The sequence below is a fragment of the Rhodococcus sp. 14-2483-1-2 genome (assembly GCF_002259405.1).
Taxonomy (GTDB): Bacteria; Actinomycetota; Actinomycetes; order Mycobacteriales; family Mycobacteriaceae; genus Rhodococcoides.
Map to the genome: position 1 here is coordinate 289,063 of NZ_NPFW01000014.1, position 24,769 is coordinate 313,831.

Consider the following 24,769-nt stretch of genomic DNA (forward strand, 5'->3'; position numbering starts at 1 on the left):
ATGCAGCAGTAACATCGATGTTACAAATCACACCTACTTCAGGAGCGCGAACGCCTCCTGAGCAACGAGGAACGCGTAGCTGGACGGGATCAGATCGATCGCTCCATCGGCCTGGAATTGTTCGGTGACGATCCAGTCCTGACCGGACGCATCGGTGGCCAGGAACGCGCCCGCCAGATCTCCTGGCGAGCTGCCACCCTTGAACCCCGAATACGGCCACAGCGCCGCGTCGAGCTGGATGCCCGGGGTGATCGCCAGGATGCGACGGTTCTCCTCGGCCGCATCACTCGTCGCCAGGTAACCCATCGCGGCACAGACGTCCTGCGCGTTGGCGAACCACTCGACCCCGTCGGCCGACGCCGGGTTGTCGAGGAAGTTCTCGAAGTCGATCTCGAGCGGCCTCGCGTCCGCCTGCTCGAGCAGTTCGGCCCGGGAGTCGGGGTCTGCGCCCGACCACTCGGCTCGCATGTTCGGATCGCCGAATCCGATGACGAAGAACTGCCGAGTGTCCATCATCGGCGTCATCACCGACGGATCGTGATGCCCCATGACCCCGAGCTGGCGTTCGACCCGCTCGCGGCCGAGGCGATCCATCAGCAGATCCGTCGCGGTGTTGTCGGACAACGAGATCATCTTCTCGGCCGCGTCGCGGACCGACACCTTCGTGCCGTCGGGCAAATTCTGCAGTTCGCCGGACGGCGCGCTCTTGGTCTCGTCACGAATGGTGAGCTGTTCGTCCCACCGGACGGTGCCTGCCTCGATCTCGTCGGTGAGTGCGCCGAGGACGTACAGCTTGAACACCGACCCGAGTGGAAGCACCGAGTCCGCGTTGGTGGAGTAGATCGACTCGCAGTCACCGCCGTTGAGCCGTGACGCGCTGTAGGAGTAGTTCGGAGCCACCTTCGACAGTGCCGCGTCCAGATCGTCGAACGACGAGACCGTGGGAGTGTCCGGCCGGGCCAGGAAGCCGTCGAGCTTGCCGTCGGCATCGATCGACGTCGTGATCGTGGCCGGGATGCCCGCGGTGGTGAAGTGCAGAATGCCGGAGTTCGGACCGGCCTCGAAGCTCGTGGCCACGTTCGGCGCGCCGCCGCGCAACTGTTCGAGTGGGGTGGCGAGCCCGCCCAGCGGTGCGACGGCCTCGGCAAGCTCGGGGCCGGTGACTGCCTCGACCTCGGCGGGGTCGGGTGCGTTCTCGGCGTTGATCCACCGCAGGATGCGTTCGTTGAGTGCGCCCACGGGAGTGGAGGTGTCGACGGCGAAGTCCGGAGCGGTCGTGGTGGGTACGGGCGCTGCGGACGTGCCCCCGCAGGCGGTCAGCGTCAGAGTTGCGGCCACGACCACCCCTACGAGTCTCGTCACGGTGCGCGTCGTCATGCTGCGATGCTAGTGGATTCGGACATTTCGCCACCCGTCCAGTCTCGGTACGGCCGGTCGGGTGCTGTGGCAGTGTGCTCTGGCGTGCTGACTTCCGAAGACGTCCGTCGAATCGACTCCGATCATCTCTGGCACCCCTACAGTCGGTTTCCGGCTGGTGCGACGCCGCTGGTGGTCGACAGTGCGTCGGGAGTGCGGCTGACGCTGGCCGACGGCAGGCAACTCATCGACGGGATGAGCTCGTGGTGGGCGGCGGTGCACGGCTACCGGCATCCGGTGCTCGACGCCGCCGCCCACGATCAGCTGGGCCGGATGAGCCACGTCATGTTCGGCGGACTGACACACGCTCCGGCGGCCCGGTTGGCCGAGTTGCTGGTCGACATCACCCCCGCGGGGCTCGACAAGGTGTTTCTCGCCGATTCCGGATCGGTCTCGGTGGAGGTCGCGGTGAAGATGGCGTTGCAGTACTGGCGCGGACGCGGTGAGAGCGGTCGCACTCGTCTGTTGACCTGGCGCGGCGGGTACCACGGAGACACGTTCGCTCCGATGAGCGTGTGCGATCCGGACGGCGGGATGCACACGCTGTGGACCGATGTGCTCGCGAAGCAGGTGTTCGCTCCGGCTCCGCCCACGGAGTTCGACGCCGGCTACGTCGCCGAATTCGAGCGGGTACTCCGCGAGCACGCGAGCGAACTGGCGGCGATCATCGTCGAGCCGATCGTCCAGGGGGCGGGCGGGATGCGGTTCCACGACGCGCGCTATCTCGCGGAACTGCGCCGCCTGGCCGACGAGTACGGCGTGCTGCTGATCTTCGACGAGATCGCAACCGGGTTCGGTCGGACCGGAGAGTTGTTCGCCGCCGACCACGCCGGAGTCGCGCCCGACATCATGTGCGTAGGCAAGGCGTTGACCGGCGGATATCTGACCTTGGCGGCGACGCTGTGCACCACCGAGGTGGCCGAGACGGTCTCGGGCGGTGAGGCCGGGGGCCTGATGCACGGGCCGACGTTCATGGGTAATCCACTGGCGTGCGCGATCGCGGTGGCGTCGGTGGAATTGCTGCTCGCGCGCGACTGGCGCGCCGAGGTCGCATCTCTGGCATCGGGGCTGGCCGACGGCCTCGCACCGGCCCGGTCTCTGCCGGGAGTTGCCGACGTTCGCGTTCTCGGCGGCATCGGCGTGGTCGAGATGCGCAGCCCGGTGGACATGGCACGGGCCACGGCAGCCGCCGTCGACGCAGGGGTGTGGCTGCGGCCGTTCGGCCGTCTGGTGTACGCGATGCCGCCGTTCATCTGCACCGGCGCGGAGGTCTCTGCCATCGCCGATGCACTGGTGGCGGTGGCGCGCGACGGTACTTGAACAGCGTTCAAGTATGGTGCTGCCATGACCGCTCTGGATTGGCTCGACGCCACCGCGCACGCCCGACGCGAAGCCGGCCTCGAGCGCATCGTGATCCCCCGCACGGCCGAGGACACGATCCTCGATCTGGCGTCGAACGATTACCTCGGCCTGTCCAGGCACCCGGCCGTCATCGACGGAGCCTGCGCTGCTGCGCGCCGATGGGGTGCCGGATCCACCGGATCGCGGCTGGTCACCGGTACCACGACGGCACACGAGCGCCTCGAGGACGATCTTGCCGAGTTCGTCGGAGCCGAGGCCGGACTGGTGTTCTCCTCCGGCTACACCGCCAACCTCGGGATCGTGACGGCACTGGCGGGCCGAGACGCGCTGGTGATCTCCGACGCTGCGTCGCACGCCTCGCTCATCGATGCTTGTCGCCTGTCTCGGGCGCGAGTGGCCGTCGCTCGGCACTGCGACACCGACCATGTGGACGAGCTGTTGCGCGAGCGTCCCGAACAGCGGGCCCTCGTGGTGACCGACTCGGTCTTCAGCGCCGACGGCGATCTCGCGCCACTGGCCGAGCTGTACGCGGTGTGTCGGAGACGGAACGCGGTGCTCGTCGTCGACGAGGCACACGGATTGGGCGTACGCGGGGACGGTGGACGGGGAGCCGTCCACGAAGCAGGCCTCGCCGGGGCACCCGACCTGGTGATCACCGCAACGTTGTCCAAGGCCCTCGGGTCGCAGGGTGGAGTGGTTCTCGGGCCGGCCGCGGTTCGCACTCAGGTGCTGCACGGTGCGCGCACGTTCGTGTTCGACACCGGTCTCGCCCCTGCATCCGTCGGCGCGGCATCGGCCGCGCTGACAGTGCTGCGAGGCGAACCCGATCGCGTGGCTGCAATCGGTGCTCGGGCAACACAACTGGCCACTGCAGCAGGAGTGGAACCGACCGCATCGGCAGTCGTTCCGGTGGTCCTGGGCGACGCGCAGCGTGCGGTGCGCGCGGCGGGGGACTGCCTCGAGCTCGGCGTCCGCGTCGGATGCTTCCGGCCACCGTCGGTTCCCCCGAACGCATCTCGGCTGCGATTGACAGCGCGCGCCGATCTCACCGACTCCGATGTCGACCGTGCCGCGTCGGTCCTCGCGGCGGTGTTGAATGCGGCGGTTCTGCGGTGACGGTTCTGCTCGTGACCGGAACGTCGACCGGCGTCGGCAAGACCGTGATCACCGCAGCACTCGCGGCGGCAGCAAGGGCAGGCGGACGGACCGTCGCGGTGTGCAAGCCGGCGCAGACCGGCGTCGGAGGTGACTACTCCGATGAGGCCGATATGGATGTGGTGCAACGCCTTTCGGGCGTTCGAGGAGTGGAGCTGGCGCGGTACCCCGAGCCGCTGGCTCCGGATGTCGCTGCCCGCCGATCGGGTCGGCCGATGCTCGAACTCGACGCTGTGGTCGACACTGTGCGCGCGCTCGACGCGGCCCACGACCTCGTGCTGGTCGAAGGCGCGGGCGGAGTGGCGGTGCGCCTGGGGGCCGAAGGGTTCACCCTGCTCGACATCGCCGGTGCCGTCGGCGCATCGATGCTGGTCGTGGCAGGGGCGGAGCTGGGAACGCTCAATCACAGCGCGCTGACCGTCGCAGCTGTGCGTGCAGCGGGCGTGACGTGTGCCGGCCTGGTCATCGGGTCGTGGCCGACCGAACCGAGATTGGCGGCGCGGGTCAACCTGGAGGAGTTGCCTCTCGTGACGGGCGTCGAGTTGATCGCATCGGTGCCCGGCGGTGCAGGTGCGTTGGACGAGAAGGAATTCGGTGCGCTCGCCCGCACGATCTTCGGCGAGTTTACTGATTCGTTACTCGGGTAACCGACGAGGAACGTCTGCCGCTTCGGCATTCGAAACAGATCGGGAGTTCCAATTATGAGTACCGCAGTGTGGATCATCGTTGCAGTAATCGTCGTAGTGTTGATTGTTGCCGTCGCCTTGATCGTGGCGCGCAAAGGGAAGGAACGAAAGAGGCTGGAAGCGAACGACATTCGCGAGAAGGCGGCCGATCAAGCGGCCATCGTAGAGGAGCGTGAGCTGCTGGCTCGCGAAAGTGAGGCCAAGGCGCGTCGGGCGCAGGCCGAGGCCGACGTCAAAGCCGCCGAGGCGGAGAAACTTGCGCAGCAGGCGCAGTCTCATCAGGGTGTCGCCGCGTCGTCCCGCGACGAGGTCGATTCGCAGTTCGAGCGCGCGAATCGGATCGACCCGGACGTCAAGAACGGCCGGAACATGACAAACGACCGCAACGTGCGAGATGACCGGAACGTCGCAGATGACCGGGACATCGCCGGCGACCGCAATGTGACGGGCGATCGGAACGTGACGGACGACCGCCACGTCACAGGCCACCGGAACGTCGTGGGCGATCCGGACGTGCCCCCGACAGCACCCCGGCACGAGCGGAACTAGTCGGTCGAATTGTGCGGTAGCTCGAGCTCGACGACCGCGTGTTCGCCGATATTCGGCCGCTCGTTGGTGATCTTGGCCTTGGCGTAGGCCATCAGGTTGGAGACCTTCGATCCGGGGGTCGACCAGTACTCCGCACCTTCGGCAGCCACGTGTATCAGTGCCACCTCACGAGAATCGGGGTTCTTCTCGAACCACGTGGCCGCCCGGGTGTTCCACAGTTCCTCGGCCTTCGTCCGGTTCTCGACGACAGCCGCGGTGCCGGACAGGGACACCCAGCCTTCGCCGGACTGGAACGAGACGTTGACCGTCGGATTCGCCGCGATGTCGGCCACCTTGCGGGAGTCGTGTGCGGCGAAGAACCAGAGGTCGCCGTCGAACTCGGCTTCCTGCAGCGCCATCGGACGAGAGATGAGGTGGCCGTCTCGGCCGACGGTGGTGAACATGCAGAGTCCGGCTTCGGACATCAGTTCGGCGACTGTGGTGACGCCATCGGTGTTTGTCATCGAAAGTAAATACCCGAGGCGGGGGCGTTCAATCGCCGAAACCAGGTCCACTCCCCGTTTCGTCGATTATTACGCCCTGTAGTTGGTGATTTCGCCGAACCTGGGACACTGGAAGACGTGACTGTTTCCCCCGGCGACGACGCCCCCGTATCGGCCCAGCTGTTCGCCCGCGCAAGTGCTGTGATCCCCGGCGGCGTCAACTCGCCGGTACGCGCATTCGCGTCGGTCGGCGGAACGCCTCGCTTCATCACGCAGGCCAGCGGATACACCATGACCGACGCCGACGGAAAGTCGTACGTCGACCTCATCTCCTCCTGGGGTCCGATGATCCATGGGCACGCCCATCCGGCCATCGTCGAGGCCGTCCAGAAAGCAGCGGCAACGGGTCTGTCGTTCGGTGCACCTACTGAGCGAGAAATCGAGCTCGCCGAGGAAATCGTGCGCCGCGTCGGCCCCGTCGACCAGGTTCGTCTTGTGAATTCGGGCACAGAGGCCACCATGAGCGCAGTGCGCCTGGCCCGCGGCTTCACCGGCCGCACCAAGATCCTCAAATTCTCCGGCTGCTACCACGGCCACGTCGACGCCCTACTGGCCGACGCAGGCTCGGGACTGGCCACTTTCGGGCTGCCGACCTCGCCCGGCGTCACCGGCGCACAGGCGTCGGACACCATCGTCGTTCCCTACAACGACCTCGCCGCCGTCACCGCAGCCTTCGAGGCCAATCCCGGCCAGATCGCGTGCATCATCACCGAAGCAGCCGCAGGCAACATGGGAGCGATTGCGCCGGTCGCCGGCTTCAACGAGGGGCTGCGCCGCCTCGCGACCGAGCAGGGCGCGCTGCTGATCATGGACGAGGTGATGACCGGATTCCGCGTCAGCGCAGCCGGTTGGTACGGCATCGACGGTGTCGCGGGCGACCTCTACACCTTCGGCAAGGTGATGTCCGGCGGACTGCCTGCCGCCGCATTCGGCGGTCGAGCGGACGTGATGGCCTACCTGGCGCCGGCCGGGCCGGTGTACCAGGCAGGCACGCTCAGCGGTAACCCCGTCGCCGTCGCCGCCGGATTGACAAGCCTGCAACTGGCCGACGCAGCCGTCTACGAGAAGCTGCAGACCAACTCGCAGCGACTCGGAACACTGCTCGGCGACGCCCTCACGGCCGAAGGCGTCACCCATCAGGTGCAGTTCGCGGGCACTATGGTGAGTGTGTTCTTCTCCGATGGTCCCGTCACCGATTACGCGCAGGCCAAGGCCGCGCAGACGTGGCGATACCCGGCGTTCTTCCACGCTTTCCTCTCGCGCGGCGTGTACCCGCCGCCGAGCGCATTCGAGGCCTGGTTCGTCTCCGCTGCCCTCGACGACCGAGCCTTCGAGATCATCGCCGACGCAGCCCCCGCCGCCGCGAAAGCAGCGGCCGCCGCCACGGCTCCGCTGTGACGTCTACACAGAACTGATTTCCCCACCCGACCAACGAGAAACAGGACCCCGACGTGACCGAGGCCCCCGCAGCACATCCGCACTCGACGACGCGCACCATCGTGCACGTCCTCCGACACGGCGAGGTGCACAACCCCAAGGGCATCCTGTACGGGCGGTTACCGGGCTTCAAGCTGTCGGTGACCGGCCAGGCTCAGGCCAAGTCGGTGGCGGACGCGCTCGCCGGCCACGACATCACCCACGTCGTGGCATCGCCGCTCCTGCGCGCGCAGGAGACCGCCGGACCCATCGCCGCGGCTCATGGCCTGACGATCGCCGAGGACGAGAACCTCATCGAGGCAGGCAACGAATTCGAGGGGCTGCGCGTGGCCGTCGGCGACGGAGCGCTGCGCCGACCACGGCACTGGTGGAAGCTACGCGACCCGTTCACCCCGTCCTGGGGCGAGCCGTACCTGCAGATCGCGCACCGCATGCTCGCCGCCGTCAACGCGGCCCGCGTCGAAGCCGTCGGGCACGAGGCCGTCTGCGTCAGCCACCAGCTGCCGGTGTGGACTCTGCGCCGATTCCTGCAGGGTGACCGGCTCTGGCACGACCCGCGCAATCGTCAGTGCGGGCTCGCGTCACTGACCTCGTTGGTCTACGAGGGGGATCAGCTCGTCGACCTCGTCTACTCCGAGCCCGCGGGAGCATCCGATCCGAGGATCTCCGGTGCGTAGATTTTTCCTCGCCGTCTGTGCAGCGTCTGCGATCGCTCTTGTCGCAGGCTGCTCGACCGGCACCGACGCAGTGGCGCAGGGTGGCACCTTTCAGTTCGTCTCACCCGGCGGCAAGACCGACATCTTCTACGAGCCCGACGAGCGCGGCACCATCGGCGAACTGTCCGGGCCGGATCTGATGACCGAGGGCAAGACGACCTCGTTGTCCGACTACGACGGTGACGTCGTCGTCCTCAACGTCTGGGGCCAGTGGTGCGGTCCGTGCCGCGGTGAGGCCGACGACCTCGAAGATGTCTACAAGGCCACCAAGTCCCTGGGCGTCGAATTCCTCGGCATCAACGTGCGCGACGAGTCGCAGACCGCCGCGCAGGACTTCGTCGTCAGCAACAACGTGAGCTACTCCTCGATCTACGACCCGCCGATGCGCACCCTGAACGCGCTCGGCGGCGTCCCCACCTCGGTCATCCCGACCACCGTTGTGCTCGACCGGCAGCATCGCGTCGCGGCAGTGTTCCTGCGTGAGCTGCTCGCCGAGGACCTGCAACCCGTCGTCGAACGCGTGGCAGCCGAGGAGCCAGTGCAGCCGTGACCGAGACGATGTATCTCGCCGGGATAGGCGCGAGTTTCCAGGAAGCCGCAGCCTCCGGGCCGCTGATCCTGGCCCTCGGTGCCTGCGTCCTGGCCGGGCTCGTCTCCTTCGCATCACCGTGCGTCGTTCCACTGGTGCCGGGTTACCTGTCTTACCTCGCCGGAGTCGTCGGAGCCGACGCCCCGGCCGTCAGCGCCGACGAGGCGGCCGTGAAGACGAAAGTGCGCAGCGGCCGGTTGCGCGTGGCCGGAGCGGCTGGACTGTTCGTACTCGGATTCACCGTTGTGTTCGTCCTCGCCACCGCGTCGGTGTTCGGAGCGATCTCCGTCCTTGCGATCAACCGCGAACTGCTCATGCGGATCGGCGGCGTCGTCACCATCGCGATGGGCCTGGTGTTCGTCGGACTGATCCCGGCCCTGCAGCGCGACGTGCGCTTCGAGCCGAAGCAGATCGGCTCGTTGGCCGGAGCGCCGCTGCTCGGCGGCGTGTTCGCACTCGGATGGACTCCGTGCCTTGGGCCGACGCTCGCGGGCGTCATCTCACTCGCCGCCGGGACCGACGGAACGACGGCAGCGCGAGGCGTCGTCCTCATCGTGGCCTACTGCCTCGGCCTCGGCTTACCGTTCGTGATCCTCGCGTTCGGTTCGGTCAGCGCGCTGCGAGGCGTCGGCTGGCTACGTACACACGCACGACAGATACAGGTGTTCGGCGGAATCATGTTGATAGCGGTAGGAATTGCACTGGTCACCGGTGCCTGGGATCAATTCGTCGGCTGGGTGCGCGACGCCTTCGTCTCCGATGTGGTGTTGCCGATATGACCGCCGACACCGAAGAGCGCACCGAAGCGTCGCCGCCCCACAAGCAATCGATGCTGGGCAGGGGAGTGGCCCTGGTCCGCAACACCTGGCGTGGCCTGACCAGCATGCGCACCGCGCTGGTGCTGCTGTTCCTGCTGGCGTTCGCCGCGGTGCCCGGTGCCCTGGTGCCGCAGCGCAGCCTCAACGCGGGCAAGGTCGACGAATACATCGCCAACCGCCCGACCCTCGGCCCGATCATGGACAAGTTGGAACTGTTCGACGTCTTCGGCAGCTTCTGGTTCACCGCGATCTACGCGCTGTTGTTCATCTCGCTGATCGGCTGCATCCTGCCGCGCTGCATCGAGCACGCGAAGCAACTGCGCACCAAGCCCGTTCGCGCGCCCCGCAACCTCTCGCGCCTGCCGCACCACACCCGCTACGACGTCGACGGAACGCCGGAGGAGATCGCCGCACAGGTGCGCACTCAGTTGCGCGGCTGGCGCGTCGCCCAGCGAACCGAAGACGGCGGAGCAGTGACGCTGTCGGCGGAGAAGGGCTACGTCCGTGAACTCGGCAACCTCGTCTTCCACCTCTCGCTCGTCGGACTGCTCGCCGCCATCGCCATGGGCAAGCTGCTCGGCTACGAGGGCAACCGCATCGTCATCGCCGACGACGGCCCAGGCTTCTGCACCTCGACCCCGGCGAACTACGACTCGTTCCGCGCAGGCAACCTCGTCGACGGCACCGACCTCGAACCACTGTGCGTGCGCGTCAAGGACTTCACGGCCGACTACCTCGACAACGGCCAGGCCGAGATGTTCACCTCCAACATCGAGTACCAGGCAGGTCAGGACCTGACCGACAACGTCTGGCGCGACGACCAACTTCAGGTCAACCACCCTCTGCGTGTGGCAGGGGACCGCGTCTACCTGCAGGGCCACGGCTACGCACCGACCTTCACCGTGACGTTCCCCAACGGCGAAACCCGCACCGACACCATCCAATGGCAGCCGACGGACGCCACGACGTTCCTCTCCAGCGGAGTGCTGCGCGTCGACCCGCCCGGCGGCCTCTACACCGACCCCCTGGACCGCCGGAAGAACCAGATCGCCATCGAAGGGCTGTTCGCGCCGACGGCGTCGTTCCACGGCAGTCTGCTGTCGTCGAGCTTCCCCGCCATGAACGACCCAGCCGTCGCCATCGACATCTACAAGGGTGACACCGGACTCGACACCGGACTGCCGCAGTCCATCTTCTCGCTCGACCAGGAAATGATCGCCCAGGGACGCCTCGTCAAACAGGACCGCGTCAACCTGATGCCGGGAGAATCCGCGACGCTGAGCGACGGCACCGTCGTCACGTTCGACGGAGCGAAGGAATTCGTCAACCTTCAGGTCTCGCACGACCCCGCGCAGACCTGGGTGCTCGTCTTCGCACTCACGATGATGGGCGGACTGCTCGTCTCACTGGTGATCAAGCGTCGCAGAATCTGGGTCCGACTCACGGCCGACGCCCAGGCACGACGTACTGTAGTAGACCTCGGCGGACTTGCACGCACCGATCAGGCGGGGTGGGGCGAAGAGTTCGACCGCCTGTGCACCCGCCTGCTCGGCGACACCTCGAAACAGGAGAACTGACCGATGCCGATCAACGAGACCCTCTCGCAGTACAGCGACTGGTCCTTCGAATCAGCGTTCACCATCTACGTGCTCGCATTCGTCCTGCTCATCGCCCAGTACGCCTCCGCCAAGGCGACGGCCGTCCAGGCCAAGGAACTCGTCGGCGCCGGTGCCCCCGTTGCCGACAGCCGACCGGGACGCGTCGTGGAAACGCCGAAGCGACCGCTCTCCGATCGACTCGCAGGCATGGGCTTCGCACTGCTCGCCCCGGCCCTCGCACTGCACATCGCCTCGGTGGTGCTCCGCGGCTTCGCCACCCACCGCTTCCCACTCGGCAACATGTACGAGTTCGTCACCATGGCCACCGCAGCCGCGGCCCTCACCTCGGTGGTCGCGCTGCGCAAGAAGACGATGCGCCCGATGCTCGTATTCGTCCTCGCACCGATCATCGTGCTGATGTTCTTCGCCGCCACCAAGCTCTATGCCGACGCCGCTCCGGTCGTCCCCGCGCTGCGCTCCTACTGGCTGCCCATCCACGTCACCATCGTCAGCGTCGGCAGCGGCATTCTGCTGGTCTCCGGCGTCGCCTCCCTGCTGTTCCTGCTGCGCATCAAGCAGCCCCTCGGTGAGGAAAGCCTGGGATTCTGGGGCAAGTTCGCCTCCAAGCTGCCCGACGCCCAAGCCCTCGACCGACTCGCCTACAAGACGACCATCGTCGCCTTCCCGCTCTTCGGAGCCGGCGTCATCCTCGGCGCAATCTGGGCCGAAGCCGCATGGGGACGTTTCTGGGGCTGGGATCCCAAAGAGACGATGTCGTTCATCACCTGGATCATCTACGCCGCCTACCTGCACGCCCGCGCCACCTCCGGATGGCGCAACACCCGCGCCGCCTGGATCAACATCGCAGGATTCACCGCCATGCTCTTCAACCTCTTCATCATCAACATGGTGGTCTCGGGACTGCACAGCTACGCGGGACTGAACTGACCTTCTCCTCGTTCACAGGCTCCACTCCTGAATCTTCGGGTCGTTCCGCAGGCTCCACTCTGGCCTGCCAGCTGGTAGCGTCCGATCCGGCTCGATTGGGGGACACATCCGAGCACGGATCTTCGATGTGGGACGCGAACTGGGGGGAATCGGTCATGGCCGATCGGCACGAGAACAACTGGCAACCCGTCCGGCCACTGGACGACGACGTCCCCGAAGAACACGTGCCCCTGCCGGCGACACCTCCCGTTCGGTCCGATCTGGCGGCCGGCGCAACCGCCGGCGTAGCCGAGCCGGAGGCCAAGGCCGCGGCGCAGCGAGAGCCATTTCGATCGACCCCCATCACCATGCCGCCCGAAAGCATCGACAACCCGCCCGTATCGCAGCCCGAGCCCGCGCCGACACCGCCGCCGGTTCCTGCACCGAGGGCCGCCGAATCCGCTGCCCAACCGAAGGACGGGTCTGCACCGGCGAAGGATGCCGCGGTCGCCGCGACCCCGGCCGAGGTGGACAAGACCGCAACGGCAACACCGTCGACGCCCGTGGAACCGCCGAAGACCCCCGTGAAACCAATTCCTGCACCCGCGCCGCCCGAAGCAGGGCAGATCCCGAGCCCACCCGTCGTATCGGGACCGCCCCCGCCGCAGATCCCGGCGTCTCAGAACCCGGTGTCTCAGAACCATTGGGCTCCGCAGAATCGCGGTGGGTCGCAGATTTCGGGTGGGGCGCAGAATTTGGGTGGGGCGCAGAACAATTGGGTACCGCAGAACCCGCATGGGCAGTTCGCGCCGGAGGGGCAATGGAATCCCCAGAATCAGTGGAACGCCCAGAATCAGTGGGGGCCTCAGCCCGGTCAGTGGCCGCAACCGCAGAATCAGCATCAGACACATCCGAGCCAGCCTCAGCCGCTTGGGCGTGGCCCGGGCGACGCGTTGATGGTCGCGCCAGGAGCGATGCCGGCCGTTGACCCGAGTCGGACGGGTGAGCACCTGGTCCCGCAGCAGGTGTCCTCGCTCGATCTCGGCAGTTCGTTGCTCGTCCGATCAGGGAATGCGCCGCCGGTGTCGGGGTGGCGTCGGGCGCTGTATTCGATGTCCCGCGGTCGTCTGGATGTGGGTAACAGTGCCACCCAGCAGCGACGCCTGGCTTTGACCGCGCAGGTGGATCAGCCCCTTGCCGGGTGTTATCGCGTCGCGGTGCTGTCGCTGAAGGGGGGTGTCGGTAAGACCACGACGACGGCCACACTCGGCTCGACGTTCGCCGAGATTCGAGGTGATCGGGTAATCGCTATCGATGCCAACCCCGATCGTGGAACGCTGGGGCAGAAGGTGCCGCCCGAGACGACCGCCACCGTTCGTAACCTGTTGCGCGACATACAGTCTCTGGACCGCTACAGCGACGTCAGGGCCTACACGTCGCAGAATGTGCATCGGCTGGAAGTACTGGCATCCGATTCGGATCCGGCGGCTTCGGAGGCGTTCAGCGGTGAGGATTACGATCGCGCCGCGTCGCTGTTGGAGAAGTTCTACAGCATCGTCATCACGGACTGCGGCACCGGTCTGATGCACTCGGCCATGGAGAGCATTCTCCAGGGAACCGACACTCTGGTGGTGGTCAGCTCGGCCTCGGTGGACGGCGTGCGGAGTGCATCGGCAACGTTGGATTGGCTGGATGCGCACGGCTACCGCGAACTGGTCGCCAAATCGGTTGCGGTGGTCAACGGGGTTCGGCCGAGAGCCGGAAAAGTGGACCTGCACAAAGTTGTCGAACACTTCGAGCAGCGGTGCGCTCGAGTGCGGACGATCCCGTTCGACCCGCATCTCGAGGAGGGGGCGGAAATCGAACTCGATCGTCTTCGTGGTCGCACACGAAAGGCACTGTTGGAAGTCGCGGCTGCGGTAGCGGCAGGATTCTCCGACGCGCCCACCGCTTCCCACCGCAACTGAGAACTACCGGACCTTACTCACTGGGTTCGGTACCGGCCTCGGTCCCGTCTTTCCCTCCGCGGCGAGCTTCACGGTTGATTCGCCACAGAAAATCGGGATCGTCATCGGGTCCGACAGTGCGGGTCGGTGGAGCCTGGGTGCTGGGTCCGAATGCCTTCCAGAACAGCACGATCACTGCCACCAAGCCGATCAACGCCAATAGATAGATCACGACGCACCTCCTACTACGAGGGTAGCCGTGATGCAACGGCCCCCGCACCCGTCGAGCGTCGAAGATTCCTGAGAATGTTCGATGAGTTCGTCAGGGTGCGGCTACCGCGTGCGGTTCGCTCTCCGGGACTTGCGAATCAGTGGTGTGCGCCGGCTTCCGTAGTCAGAGAGGTCAGCAGTTGCATGACCTCGGTCTCACGGAATCGACGGTGCCCGCCCGGAGTGCGGAGCGATCCGAGGCGGCCGGCGTGTGCCCAGCGTGTCACCGTCTTGGGATCGACGTGAAAAAGCGCGGCTACCTGACCCGGCGTGAGAAGTGAGTCCTGAGCCTTGTGGAATGTGGGTGCGCTCATCTGTCGTGTCCTCCTACGATTCGGTTCGGCGCATATGCGTCGAACCGGAGATATCGGTCTGCTGCGTTCGATCCCCATGGTTGCACTCGAACCCCTAGGTACTCGACTGATACAAGGTTGGTAAAGGGGAGGTAATGGACAAATCGGTCACGCCGGGGGTGGGTCGGAGCACCGGCCGAGCCCGGTAGATTGGGACCCGTGAGTGACGCGACGAATGCCGACAGCAACGATCCGACCAGCGAAAATGTCGCGCCAGGTAGGTCGGCGAAGAAGTCTCTCGCCGTCAACCTCGGTGTCTACACCTTCGCTCGACTGGCGCTCGTCATCGTGATCGCCGCCGTCATCGTCGGCGTCGGTTTACTCTTCGGCGTCGAGGTTCCGGTGCTCGTGGCCGCGATTTTCTCGGTGCTGATCTCGCTGCCACTGTCGCTGCTCCTGTTCAAGAACATGCGCATCCGCGTGAACGAGTCCATTGCAGCCGTCGACGAGGACAGGCGCGCCGCCCGCGCGGACCTGCAGTCGAAGCTGCGCGGTGAAGACGGCAAGAAATGACCAGGTCGGTCGATCACTCCGGATCACGGGCATGGGTCGACAACGCGGTCCGGTTGATCGAGGCCGATTCCCAGCGCAGCGCCGACACGCACCTGCTGCGATACCCCCTCCCCGCAGCCTGGGGAATCTCGCTGTACCTCAAGGACGAGTCGACGCACATCACCGGCAGCCTGAAGCATCGGCTGGCTCGGTCGCTCTTTCTGTACGCAATCTGCAACGGCTGGGTCACCGAACGCACCACGGTGATCGAGGCATCGTCGGGCTCCACTGCCGTCAGTGAAGCGTATTTCGCCGGACTGCTCGGACTGAAGTTCGTCGCCGTGATGCCACGGAGCACCAGCCCGGCCAAGGTCGCACTCATCGAGTCCCATGGCGGAAGGTGTCACTTCGTCGATCGGCCCGGCGAGATGTACACCGAGGCGCATCGACTCGCGGCCGAGCCCGACAGTCACTACATGGACCAGTTCACGCACGCCGAACGGGCCACCGACTGGCGCGGAAACAACAACATCGCGGAGTCCATCTTCGACCAACTTCGGCTCGAGGAATGCCCCATTCCCGACTGGGTGGTCGTCGGCGCGGGGACCGGAGGAACCAGCGCCACCATCGGCCGCTACATCCGATATCGCAGGCATGCAACGCAGTTGGCAGTGGTGGACCCCGAGAATTCGGCGTTCATCGGCGGCTACGAGTCCGGAGACGCGGGCTACGAGACAGGACTGTCCTCCCGGATCGAGGGCATCGGCCGACCGCGCGTGGAACCCTCGTTCGTCGGCCAGGTGATCGATCGCATGATCGCAGTGCCCGACGCCGCCTCCGTGGCCGCGGCACGATTCACCTCGGACGCACTCGGCAAACGAGTGGGCGGTTCGACGGGCACCAACATCTGGGGTGCCTTCGGATTGATCGCGGAGATGATCGCCGCAGGCCGCAGTGGCAGTGTGGTGACGCTGCTGTGCGACGGCGGAGATCGGTATTCGCAGACCTACTTCGACGACACCTGGGTCTCGAACCAGGGGATGGATCTCGACGAACCGACCGCAGCCCTCGAACAGTTCATTCGTACCGGGGTGCTCTGAGGCGAGCTACTTGCTCACCGCCATCGATGCCGCCGCAGTTGCAGCGGACACCGCCCCGACCGCCGGCCAGGCACCGATCTTCTTGGCCAGCGGGTGCGAAGCACCGAACGCAACGAGGTAGGTCCCGACCAGCACACCGGCGCGGGTCGAACCGGAAGACTTCTGCCACCGAGTCGTACATGCCACGCCGACGGCTGCCAGAACCGCTCCGCCGAGCTGACGATTGTGCGACTTCCGGGCAACGGCGAAGCCGCCGAGCAGACCTCCGGCAGCGAGTGCGGACGTGGCAAGTGAGCGACGAGAGTCGGTGATGAGCATGGTCATCACCCTAGCCGCGCCTGCACCCGCAGGCTCCTCGCCAAGTGGTCTCGTTGCTCGATCACCAAGCGCCGCAGGGCCGCCGGTGCCCATTCGTGCTCGGCGATCCAGCTGTCCGCGGCCTCCGTCGACGACTGCTGCGGGAACAGGCGGACGACGATTCGCCTGGCGATCTCGATGCTGCGCGAGGTCCACAACGAGGAGATGGACTCGAAGTACCGGTTGTCGTAAGGCTGGGTCAGGTCCGGTCGGTGCCCCGCTCCGAAGCCGGTGATGAAGGCGTCGAGAACATCGTTGGACGCATCGTCGCGCTCGGTGATCGCAGTCCACGCCCTCGCTTTGACCTCGGCATCGGGTATCGCCGTCGACGCTGCGGTGTGCGCGGTACGTCCCGACGAGGTGTCGTCGGAGGCCAGCTCTGCGTCGAGCTCGGCCGAGGTCGCGTTCCCTGTTGCGGCCAGGGCCAACCAGAACGACCAGCGCTGGTCGGGATCGAGACGTAGGCCCGACACCGTAGCCGTGCCGTCGAGAAGTGCGCGCAAGTCGGCTGCGCGGGAGCCGTCGAGTTGGGCTGCGGCCGCAGTGGCTCGCGCCCACACCAACTGGGTATCGCTCCCAGGCTCGCTCGCGTGCAGTTGCGTCCACGACGCCTCGAGCCACTGCCGGATCGGTTCGGCCCGTCGGTCCTTCGGGAGGTAGTGCTCGAGGGTGTACGCCACGTTCGCCGTGACCGCTGACAGCAGGCCGATCTTGGGTTCGTTCGGTGCGAATTGGGTTGCAATGTCGATATATTCGAGTGCAGACAGCTCGGCGTCGCGGGTGGAGTTCCACAGCGCCGACCACACCAGGCCTCGGGCGAGAGGATCGACGATGCGATCGAGGTGGTTCCGCACGGTGGTAGTCGAGCGCTCGTCGAATCGGATCTTGGCGTACGTCAGGTCGTCGTCGTTGAGCAGAACCAGCGCGGCATCGGGAAAGTCGACCGGCGTTCGTGCCTCGGTGATGTCGAGCTCTCGACGGTCGGTTCTCGTCAGATTCCCGGCCTCGTCGAGGTCGTAGAGCCCGACGGCAATTCGGTGAGGCCGCGGATCTGTCTGCTCGACGGCATCGCCGGTGTAACTGAGCGTGGAGACACCGGTGGTCTGCAGCCATGCTGCAGCCCAGGTGTCGAGGTCGCGTCCGCTCGCGGTGGACATGTCTCTCAGCAGATCGGTCAGTGTGGTGTTCCCGAAAGCATGGGTGCGGAAGTAGGTGCGGGACGCTGCGAAGAAGGCGTCTGCACCCACGAACGCCCCGAGTTGTTTGAGGACACTCGCCCCCTTGGCGTAGGTGATGCCGTCGAAGTTGAGCTTCGCGGCCTCGAGGTCGGTGATGTCCGCGACGATCGGGTGGGTGGTCGGGAGCTGATCCTGCAGGTACGCCCACGCTTTCCGCCGATTGGCGAAGCTGACCCAGGCATCGGTGAATCGGGTGGCCTCGGCCGACGCGTACGCACCCATGAAGTCCGCGAAGGATTCCTTGAGCCACAGGTCATCCCACCACTGCATCGTGACGAGGTCGCCGAACCACATGTGCGCCATCTCGTGCAGAATCGTGTTTGCGCGGGCCTCGTACTGAGCTTCGGTTGCCGCAGAACGGAATACGTACGATTCGGTGAACGTGACGAGGCCGGGATTCTCCATCGCGCCGAGGTTGTACTCGGGAACGAAGATCTGGTCGTACTTTCCGAACGGGTACGGGTAGTCGAACTTGTCGTGAAAGAAGTCGAGGCCCCGCTTCGTGGTGTCGAAGATGTCCTCGGCGTCGAAGTATTCGGAGAGAGACGCGCGGCAATAGGCGCCGAGGGGGACGGTGAGTTCGCCTCGCGTCCAGGACGATTGGACACGGTGATACGGACCGGCCGCAACTGCGGTGATGTAGGTCGATATCGGCAGGGTCGGCGCGAATGTGGTGACCGTGTCGGCGGTGGTTCCCTCGCGGTTCGACAGCACGGTCCACGTCGGTGGAGCCGTGACCGTCAGAGTGAATGGGGCTTTGAGGTCCGGTTGCTCGAAGTTCGCGAACACCCGGCGTGCATCGGCCGGTTCGTACTGCGTGTAGAGGTAGACGTTGTCGTCGACGGGATCGACGAACCGATGTAGTCCTTCACCCGACCGGCTGTACCGTCCCTGCGCACGAATCCGGACGATGTTGTGCTCGGCGAGCCCGACCAGTTGAATCCGGGAGCCGTCGTAATCGACCGCCGTGTCGATGCCGTTCACGGTGACTTCGTCGACTGCTGCACCGATGAAATCCACCCATGTCGCAGCCGTGGTCGCGTCGAATTCGATGGTTGTCACGGTCTCGAAGGTGTCGAGGTCCGCATCCTCTGCGCGTAGAAGATCCAGGTGAACGCGGTAATTCACCCCGCTGATGTGGCGCGATCGCCTACGAGTTTCGGTCCGGGTCAGATTCGCAGTGCTCACCGAACCAACCCTATGCGATCGGTTTTCACAGGGTCGGCGCGGTGAAGTAGTGATTTCCGAGAGGGTCGACGATATGAAGGACTCCTTCCGGCAGTAGTTCGGTGCGCCAGAGCTTGCGCGTTTTGAGGTTGTGGTGGAGCCGGCAGCGTGGTCCGATGTTCGTCTGGATCGTCCAGCCCCCTCGCTCCGGATTCTGCCGATCGAATTCGACGATGTGGTCGAGGTCGCACCGCTCCGAAGGCACGTTGCAGCCAGGATGCAGGCAGTACGGATGTTCGGCCCGAACCTGCGCGGCAAGGGCCCTGCTCGGCGCGTAGGTCAGTGCCCCCGGCGGCGGGGTCGTCATGCCTCCGTGTCCGTCGGGGTGTAGGGCGTGGACTGCGCGAGGGTTGTTCTCGACGATGGCACGCCAGCGTTCGATCAAGGTCCCTCCGCCCGGTCTCGATCGAGTCGTTGTATCAGGCGGCGGTGCGTCGGGTGGCGGTGCATCGGGTGGGAGTGGGTCCGTCGGTGACTTGTCCAGTTGCTCCCTCGTCGGGCGCTCCGGCCCCGGCGGTGCGGAACTCGTTCCCTCGGTGGCTGTTTCACCGGTGGCGTCGGCATTTGCGTCCGTACGTTCGGGCTTCACTGCCACCGGCTCACCGTGTTCGGGAGCCTCGGGATCCGCGACGTCACCTCGAGAGGTCAGGCACGTCGAGCACTCGCACAGCAGTGCCTCGCCGCGCATCAGTGCAGTCTGTGCGTCGCCCCGTCGTTGATCGTCCGAACGCGGATCCTCGGGGTGCAAGCGGGAGACTTCGGCACCGATTCGCGAAAGCTGTTCGTCGGCTTCGCCGTCGGTCATCACGGCAGTGAGGCTCGACAGTCCTCGTGCCCGTCGACGCACCCGGATGCGCTTCTCTGTGCGCGCGGCACGCTTGCGTACTTCGCGGTCCCAATCTGGATCGGCTTCGGTGAGCAGTCGATCGATCTCGCGACCCAGGGTGCCCGGTGCAATTTCTGCGGCAGCTTTGAGAACCTCGGCTTCGATGGCGACGACTGTTTCCGGACGCGCATGAAGCAGATGGTCGTGGATCGTCTTGACCCGCTCCATGTCGAGCGAGCCGTCGATGAAACTGTTCCGTACGAGGGGACGCAGTTGCCGCCACATTTGAAGCTTGTTGTGAACGGCGGCGAAGGTGGACGACATTGCCGCAGCAAGTTCGCAGATCGCCGAGCTGTAGAGATCTTTTTCGGTCACTCCTGTGTCCCACGGCGAGGCGCATAGTGTTCGGCCATGAACGTAGTCGTCCATGAGCGCCAGTTCCGATGCTGCGGCGGCGTTTATCGTCCGGCGCGCACCGAGAACGTCGGCGAGTGCACAGTGATCGTCCGCCATCCACGTCGACTCGCGTAGCCCCATGTCACCCCCCAGCGACGAAGAGTCGAACTCGTATTCGACCCGTTGCCGAGAAGTGTAGAACCGGGCACCGACAAGTTCTGATCACGAGACGATCAGCGCGAGCGAACGGCCGAGGCGACATCGAGAGCCAGCAGGTAGTGATTGATGTCGATCGCTGCCCGAGAGCCAGCTGCTGCCGAATTGATCAATTGTGCCGGCGAGTCCGAGACGTTGCCCGCTGCCCACAGTCCGTCCATGCTGGTGCGGCCGGTCGGGTCGGTTGCCACCCATCCGTTCTCCAGCTGCGCGCATCCGATTCGGGTGAGCAGACTGTCGTTGGGGACGAACGTCGGGCCGACGAAGACGACCGCTCTGGGAACGACGGTGCCGTCGACGAGTTCCACGCCTTCGACTACGCCGTCTTCCGCGACGAGCCGAGACACCGGTACGTCCACGATTCCGACGGACCGGGCGTCGAGTCCGATCCGTTCGTCTTCGGTCAGTTCGATCCCGTTAGTGAAGAAGATGACGTCCGACGACCATTGGCGAATCAGCGAGGCCTGATGGACGGTGAACGGTCGATTGGATCCGCCGATCACGGCAATGGGTTGATCTCGCACCTCGTAGCCGTGGCAGTACGGGCAATGCAAGACCCCCGAGCCCCAGTGCTCGCGTACGCCCGGAATGTCGGGCAGTTCGTCCCGCAGCCCCGTGGACATCAATACCGATCTGGAATCGAGGACCGAGCCGCTCTCGAGGTGCACCGCGAAACTGTCGTCGATGCGAGTGACGTTGCCCTGCAGAATCTCTCCGCCGTATCGGATGACCTCGTCGCGGCCGGCCTCGCGTAGCTCGTTGGGGGATGCGCCATCACGCGACAGAAAACCGTGAACGTGATCTGCAGGCGCATTGCGTGGATGCCCGGCGTCGACGAGGACCACCCGTCGTCGTGCGCGAGCCAGCAGTGTCGCGGCACTGAGTCCGGCGGGGCCGCCGCCGATCACCACGGTGTCGTACGTCAAGACGCCTCCTCGTGAATGAGTCGATGAGATGAATTAGGCTGTGAACGTAGCAGAACTGTCAACCGGTTAACAATATTGGTGGTGACGATGACCGACGCATCGCTTCGTGAGCTGACCTGCGCACGGTGGGCGGAGTTCAACCCCGACCTCGACGCCTCGCCGATGCAGGTGGTTGCCCAGATCAAGCGCATCGTCGCGCTCCTCGAGCTGGCCGTCGAACCGATTTACGCCGAGGCCGGCGTCACGGTGGCCGAAGTCGAATTGATGGTGCCGTTGCGCTACGGCACCGAACCCGTGACGGCAGTTCGGTTGGCCGAATTGCTCGGCATGACGCGCGCCGGAGTCAGCAAGGCGTTGGGAAAGCTCGAACGTCGCGGCTTCCTCGAGCGCGTGCAGAATGCAGAGGATCGGAGGTCTGCGTCGATCACGTTGACCGACGCGGGCAAAGATGTTGTGGACGAGGTCTTTCCGCGCGAGCTCGCGGCTCACGGCCGATTGTTCGACGCGTTGGGTGCGCGACGGGAGCGGGTCCTCGAAGCCCTCGATGTATTGGCCGAGTCGATGGAGGACGGTGTGTCCTCGCAGTGACGACTCCATCGGCCTGCGACGCCGCTACGCTCGGCAGCACGTGCAGGGCAATCCCGGAGGCGGCACAGTGAACACCTTTCAGAAGTCGGCAGCAGCGTTCAACAAGGTTTTTGTGGTCGTCATGAAGGCGCCGGTACTCGACAGAGTGCTGGGGCGGTCGATGGGAATCCTGACCTACACCGGCCGAAAATCCGGCAAGGAGTTCTCACTGCCTGTGGCCTACAAGCGAACGGGCAATCACGTGAAAGTTGCGGTGGCCGTGCCGGACAAGAAGAACTGGTGGCGAAATTTCGAGAGCGACGGCGGTCGAGTCGATGTCGACCTCGGCGGCGTCCATCATTCCGGCCTTGCCGTGGCGACTCGTGACGATCGTGGGCGAGTAACTGTCGACATCGACTTGGAGCGTTGAATACGTCGTAGCCGTCGGGCGCTGACGAACCCTACGATGGCGCCATGAACTTTTTGATTCGGCTCGTGATCAACGCCGTTGCCATCTGGGTTGCCAAGGAATTCGTGGACGGCGTCACTGTCACCAGCTCGGGGCGCGGCGATGGGTGGGACATCGTGGTGCTGCTCGGTATCGCGGCCGTGTTGACGGTCGTCAATGCGTTCATCAAGCCGCTGGTGCAGCTCATGTCGCTGCCACTGCTGATTCTGACTCTCGGGCTGTTCACTCTCGTGATCAACGCGTTGATGCTGTTGTTGACGGGTTGGCTGTCGTCGCAGACCGGCTACGGCCTCGAGATCGTCGGGTTTGCCGCGGCGTTCTGGGGCGCGATCATCATCTCGATCGTGAATTTTCTGCTGGGCGCGTTCGTTCCCGACAAGCGCTAGGCGAAGGCCAACGCCACGCCGGTGCTCGCGCCCCAGACGAGCATCGCCAGGCCCGAATCGCGCAGTGCAGGAATCAGCTCGAATCCGTGAGCTCCCTTGCGCACCGGGGAATTCGCGCGAGCGGCGAAGGGGAGCGCGAGCAGGCCGACCAGTGCCCATGGGGTGCGAGCGATCAGAGCGACGGTCATTGCGAACGGCACGACCAGTAGTGCGAGATGCAGGTAGCGGGTGCGGGTGTCGCCCAATCGCACTGCGAGAGTGAGCTTCCCGGATTCGGTGTCGGTGGGGATGTCGCGAAGGTTGTTGGCAACCAGGACTGCACTCGAGAACGATCCGACGGCCACCGCTGCCAGTACTCCCGCCCAGTCGATCGTCTCGGCCTGCACGAACTGGGTGCCGAGAACCGCAACGAGACCGAAGAACACGAACACGGCGATCTCACCGAAACCGCTGTAGCCGTACGGCTTCGAGCCGCCGGTGTAGTACCAGGCACCGGCGATGCAGACGAGTCCGACGATGACCAACCACCACGCGCTCGTCGCAGCCAGGACCAGTCCGGCCACTGCACCGACTGCGAAGCAACCGATGGCGGCTTTCTTGACGGCTCCGGCGGACGCGGCCTTCGAACCGACCAGCCTGAGGGGCCCGACTCGATCGTCGTCGGTGCCGCGGATTCCGTCGGAGTAGTCGTTAGCGAAGTTGACGCCGACGATCAGAGCCAACGAGACGATCAGCGCCAGCAGCGCCTTCCACCACACTCCTCCGTCCAGCGACACGGCCGCACCGGTGCCGACGAGGACAGGGGCGATCGCGTTCGGGAGTGTGCGCGGTCGCGCACCTTCGATCCATTGCGCAGTGGTGGCCATGAGCGAGGATCTTTCCGTATCTGTGCGACGGGTGAGAACGCGGCCGGTCAGAACGGCAGGCGCGGCAATACCGGCAACGGGATGACGGGCATCTGAACGCCCGGAATCTGTGGCAGGGGCACGGTGGGGGCAGGCGGAGGTGCAGGCGGGTAGTAGTGCGGCTGCTGGTACTGCACGTAGGGCGAGGAATCGGCGGCAGCAGCCGGAGGCGCGGTGGTGGTCGGTGGGGGAGGTGGGATGTCGGGGATCGGTGACGATGTGGCCGTCGTGGTGCTGGATGCCGCAGGCGTGGTGGTTCGCGGAACCGAATCACCGACGCTGGCGGGGGTGCTCAGCGGTTGACTCTCGTCGCTGGATCCGAGTGCGGTGAACAGTCCGATCGCGGCGATGACGCCTGCGATCGGTAGTGCGATCATGCCGAGTCGCGCGAGTGCTGGACGGTGCGAGGCGAGGGGCGGCACGTGGGTCGCATCGACATGGGTGGCATGCACTGCGGCACCACCGGCGACGACCAGCTCGGGCCTGTCCGGGACGATGACCGGCAGCTGCAGGAAGCGTTCGAGGGTGGCCCGGACCAACGGAACGTTGGACGTCCCGCCGATGGCGATGACGGCGTCGGGATAGAACTCGGCTTCGCGACCGAGTCGGCGCACCGTCTCGGCGGCCTCCTCGGTGGAGCGTGCAATCGACAGCTCGAAGATGTGGCGCTCGAGGAGGATGTGCTCGCCATCGGGTGTGCTGGTGGTCAGGTGCGAGGACAGTGCTTCCTTGATTCCGCGGCAGAAGGCCGTCAGCGCACTGTCTTCGTCCGGAGATTGGGGCGGACGCACTATGCCGAGACCGAGTATGTGTTCCCGGACCACTGCATCGAAGGAGGCACCGCTGATGGCCGTGGATCGCGCCGAACCGTAGGAGCGGCCGGACTCGACGTCCACGATGTCGACGTCGACTCCGGTTTCGCCTGCGTCGAACAACGCGATCGTTCGGTGGTGGGAGGGGAGCCCTGGGCGTAGGTACTCCATTGCCGCGCCGGTCTTGTCGATGAGGTGGACGTCGGAGACGTACTCCTCGGCCAGCGCGTCGGCGATCTCGGTGCGTTCCTCGGGGGTGCGATAGGCGACGCCGAGTGATTGGGGCGCGTCCGGACTGTCGACGACGCCGCGGACGACGCGCGCGACGTCGGATGCCGTAGGGGAGAGCTGCCAGTCGTCGAACGGGGTGCCGTCGGTCCATGCGCCGTCTTCGGTGGTCCGCGCCGTGCGAATGCCGCACGTGCCCAGGGACACACCCACTGACGAACGCATCGCTTCTCCGGCCTCTCCATTTCGGTGACGGTGTT

The 24,769-nt window shown here is 65.6% G+C and carries 26 protein-coding genes; 16 read left to right on the forward strand and 10 right to left on the reverse strand.

The window, feature by feature from the left end; genetic code table 11:
* Window positions 1-33: 33 nt before the first annotated feature.
* Window positions 34-1,377 carry a serine hydrolase gene (locus CH295_RS14895; protein ID WP_094741137.1) on the reverse strand — a complete coding sequence of 448 codons (1,344 nt, stop codon included), beginning with the start codon at window positions 1,375-1,377 and terminating at the stop codon, window positions 34-36.
* Between the two features lie 84 nt (window positions 1,378-1,461).
* Here CH295_RS14895 and CH295_RS14900 point away from each other — a divergent pair, with 84 nt between their 5' ends.
* The 4 genes from CH295_RS14900 to CH295_RS14915 are packed head-to-tail and all read left to right on the forward strand — an operon-like array spanning window position 1,462 to window position 5,168.
* Window positions 1,462-2,736, forward strand: a complete 1,275-nt coding sequence (locus CH295_RS14900; protein ID WP_502694499.1) for an adenosylmethionine--8-amino-7-oxononanoate transaminase — start codon at window positions 1,462-1,464, stop codon at window positions 2,734-2,736.
* Between the two features lie 24 nt (window positions 2,737-2,760).
* Window positions 2,761-3,894 carry an 8-amino-7-oxononanoate synthase gene (locus tag CH295_RS14905; RefSeq protein ID WP_094632710.1) on the forward strand — a complete coding sequence of 378 codons (1,134 nt, stop codon included), beginning with the start codon at window positions 2,761-2,763 and terminating at the stop codon, window positions 3,892-3,894.
* Window positions 3,891-4,580 carry a dethiobiotin synthase gene (gene bioD / locus CH295_RS14910; RefSeq protein ID WP_094741138.1) on the forward strand — a complete coding sequence of 230 codons (690 nt, stop codon included), beginning with the start codon at window positions 3,891-3,893 and terminating at the stop codon, window positions 4,578-4,580. Before CH295_RS14905 ends, bioD begins: the two co-directional genes overlap by 4 nt.
* A gap of 54 nt (window positions 4,581-4,634) precedes the next feature.
* On the forward strand, window positions 4,635-5,168 hold the full coding sequence (locus tag CH295_RS14915) for a hypothetical protein (RefSeq protein ID WP_094741139.1): 534 nt from the start codon (window positions 4,635-4,637) through the stop codon (window positions 5,166-5,168).
* Here the strand turns inward: CH295_RS14915 and CH295_RS14920 are convergent.
* Complete coding sequence (locus CH295_RS14920; RefSeq protein ID WP_037187003.1) at window positions 5,165-5,671, reverse strand: pyridoxamine 5'-phosphate oxidase family protein; 507 nt, start codon at window positions 5,669-5,671, stop codon at window positions 5,165-5,167. The genes CH295_RS14915 and CH295_RS14920 overlap by 4 nt on opposite strands.
* Before the next feature lie 117 nt (window positions 5,672-5,788).
* Here CH295_RS14920 and hemL point away from each other — a divergent pair, with 117 nt between their 5' ends.
* The 7 genes from hemL (at window position 5,789) to CH295_RS14955 (ending at window position 13,762) form a co-directional block, all read left to right on the forward strand.
* Window positions 5,789-7,108 (forward strand): glutamate-1-semialdehyde 2,1-aminomutase, encoded by a 1,320-nt coding sequence (gene hemL / locus CH295_RS14925; protein ID WP_094632713.1) that lies wholly within the window; start codon window positions 5,789-5,791, stop codon window positions 7,106-7,108.
* Between the two features lie 53 nt (window positions 7,109-7,161).
* Complete coding sequence (locus CH295_RS14930) at window positions 7,162-7,824, forward strand: histidine phosphatase family protein (RefSeq protein ID WP_094632714.1); 663 nt, start codon at window positions 7,162-7,164, stop codon at window positions 7,822-7,824.
* The gene (locus CH295_RS14935) at window positions 7,817-8,413 is read left to right on the forward strand and encodes a TlpA disulfide reductase family protein (RefSeq protein WP_094741140.1); all 597 of its coding nucleotides are present in this window, start codon (window positions 7,817-7,819) and stop codon (window positions 8,411-8,413) included. The genes CH295_RS14930 and CH295_RS14935 overlap by 8 nt, the downstream gene beginning before the upstream one ends.
* Before the next feature lie 8 nt (window positions 8,414-8,421).
* The gene (locus CH295_RS14940; RefSeq protein ID WP_037188672.1) at window positions 8,422-9,231 is read left to right on the forward strand and encodes a cytochrome c biogenesis CcdA family protein; all 810 of its coding nucleotides are present in this window, start codon (window positions 8,422-8,424) and stop codon (window positions 9,229-9,231) included.
* On the forward strand, window positions 9,228-10,847 hold the full coding sequence (gene resB, locus CH295_RS14945; RefSeq protein WP_037187015.1) for a cytochrome c biogenesis protein ResB: 1,620 nt from the start codon (window positions 9,228-9,230) through the stop codon (window positions 10,845-10,847). Before CH295_RS14940 ends, resB begins: the two co-directional genes overlap by 4 nt.
* 3 nt (window positions 10,848-10,850) lie before the next feature.
* A complete protein-coding gene (gene ccsB / locus CH295_RS14950; protein WP_037187018.1) occupies window positions 10,851-11,816 on the forward strand; it encodes a c-type cytochrome biogenesis protein CcsB in 966 nt (321 codons plus the stop codon).
* 713 nt (window positions 11,817-12,529) lie between these two features.
* Window positions 12,530-13,762, forward strand: coding sequence for a MinD/ParA family ATP-binding protein (locus CH295_RS14955; RefSeq protein ID WP_502694501.1), 1,233 nt, complete (start codon window positions 12,530-12,532; stop codon window positions 13,760-13,762).
* 13 nt (window positions 13,763-13,775) lie between these two features.
* Here CH295_RS14955 and CH295_RS14960 read toward each other — a convergent pair whose 3' ends face one another.
* Window positions 13,776-13,973 carry a hypothetical protein gene (locus CH295_RS14960; protein WP_032393904.1) on the reverse strand — a complete coding sequence of 66 codons (198 nt, stop codon included), beginning with the start codon at window positions 13,971-13,973 and terminating at the stop codon, window positions 13,776-13,778.
* Window positions 13,974-14,109: 136 nt separating this feature from the next.
* Window positions 14,110-14,325: a BldC family transcriptional regulator gene (locus tag CH295_RS14965; RefSeq protein WP_037187021.1), complete on the reverse strand. Its 216-nt coding sequence runs from the start codon at window positions 14,323-14,325 to the stop codon at window positions 14,110-14,112.
* A gap of 198 nt (window positions 14,326-14,523) precedes the next feature.
* Here CH295_RS14965 and CH295_RS14970 point away from each other — a divergent pair, with 198 nt between their 5' ends.
* Window positions 14,524-14,877 (forward strand): DUF4229 domain-containing protein, encoded by a 354-nt coding sequence (locus CH295_RS14970; RefSeq protein ID WP_082323524.1) that lies wholly within the window; start codon window positions 14,524-14,526, stop codon window positions 14,875-14,877.
* Window positions 14,874-15,956: an L-cysteine desulfhydrase Cds1 gene (cds1, locus tag CH295_RS14975; RefSeq protein ID WP_037187023.1), complete on the forward strand. Its 1,083-nt coding sequence runs from the start codon at window positions 14,874-14,876 to the stop codon at window positions 15,954-15,956. Before CH295_RS14970 ends, cds1 begins: the two co-directional genes overlap by 4 nt.
* 6 nt (window positions 15,957-15,962) lie before the next feature.
* Here cds1 and CH295_RS14980 read toward each other — a convergent pair whose 3' ends face one another.
* The 4 genes from CH295_RS14980 to CH295_RS14995 form a co-directional block, all read right to left on the reverse strand.
* Window positions 15,963-16,274, reverse strand: coding sequence for a hypothetical protein (locus CH295_RS14980; protein WP_094741204.1), 312 nt, complete (start codon window positions 16,272-16,274; stop codon window positions 15,963-15,965).
* A gap of 5 nt (window positions 16,275-16,279) precedes the next feature.
* The gene (gene pepN, locus CH295_RS14985) at window positions 16,280-18,739 is read right to left on the reverse strand and encodes an aminopeptidase N (RefSeq protein WP_094741141.1); all 2,460 of its coding nucleotides are present in this window, start codon (window positions 18,737-18,739) and stop codon (window positions 16,280-16,282) included.
* A 25-nt stretch (window positions 18,740-18,764) separates the two neighbouring features.
* Window positions 18,765-20,141 (reverse strand): HNH endonuclease signature motif containing protein, encoded by a 1,377-nt coding sequence (locus CH295_RS14990; protein ID WP_094741142.1) that lies wholly within the window; start codon window positions 20,139-20,141, stop codon window positions 18,765-18,767.
* A 92-nt stretch (window positions 20,142-20,233) separates the two neighbouring features.
* On the reverse strand, window positions 20,234-21,142 hold the full coding sequence (locus CH295_RS14995; protein WP_094741143.1) for an NAD(P)/FAD-dependent oxidoreductase: 909 nt from the start codon (window positions 21,140-21,142) through the stop codon (window positions 20,234-20,236).
* 87 nt (window positions 21,143-21,229) lie between these two features.
* On the opposite strand from CH295_RS14995, the gene CH295_RS15000 reads away from it, so the two are divergent.
* Genes CH295_RS15000 through CH295_RS15010 form a run of 3 tightly spaced genes read left to right on the forward strand, consistent with a single transcriptional unit; the run spans window position 21,230 to window position 22,564 of the window.
* Entirely contained in the window at window positions 21,230-21,730 is a 501-nt protein-coding gene (locus tag CH295_RS15000; RefSeq protein ID WP_094741205.1) for a MarR family winged helix-turn-helix transcriptional regulator, read from the forward strand.
* Window positions 21,714-22,139, forward strand: coding sequence for a nitroreductase/quinone reductase family protein (locus CH295_RS15005; protein ID WP_252342050.1), 426 nt, complete (start codon window positions 21,714-21,716; stop codon window positions 22,137-22,139). Before CH295_RS15000 ends, CH295_RS15005 begins: the two co-directional genes overlap by 17 nt.
* A 44-nt stretch (window positions 22,140-22,183) precedes the next feature.
* Window positions 22,184-22,564: a phage holin family protein gene (locus tag CH295_RS15010; RefSeq protein ID WP_094741144.1), complete on the forward strand. Its 381-nt coding sequence runs from the start codon at window positions 22,184-22,186 to the stop codon at window positions 22,562-22,564.
* On the opposite strand, the gene CH295_RS15015 is transcribed toward CH295_RS15010, so the two are convergent.
* Entirely contained in the window at window positions 22,561-23,430 is an 870-nt protein-coding gene (locus CH295_RS15015) for a 1,4-dihydroxy-2-naphthoate polyprenyltransferase (RefSeq protein ID WP_094741145.1), read from the reverse strand. The genes CH295_RS15010 and CH295_RS15015 overlap by 4 nt on opposite strands.
* A gap of 47 nt (window positions 23,431-23,477) precedes the next feature.
* Window positions 23,478-24,734, reverse strand: a complete 1,257-nt coding sequence (locus tag CH295_RS15020; RefSeq protein ID WP_141217028.1) for a DUF7159 family protein — start codon at window positions 24,732-24,734, stop codon at window positions 23,478-23,480.
* Window positions 24,735-24,769: the final 35 nt, after the last annotated feature.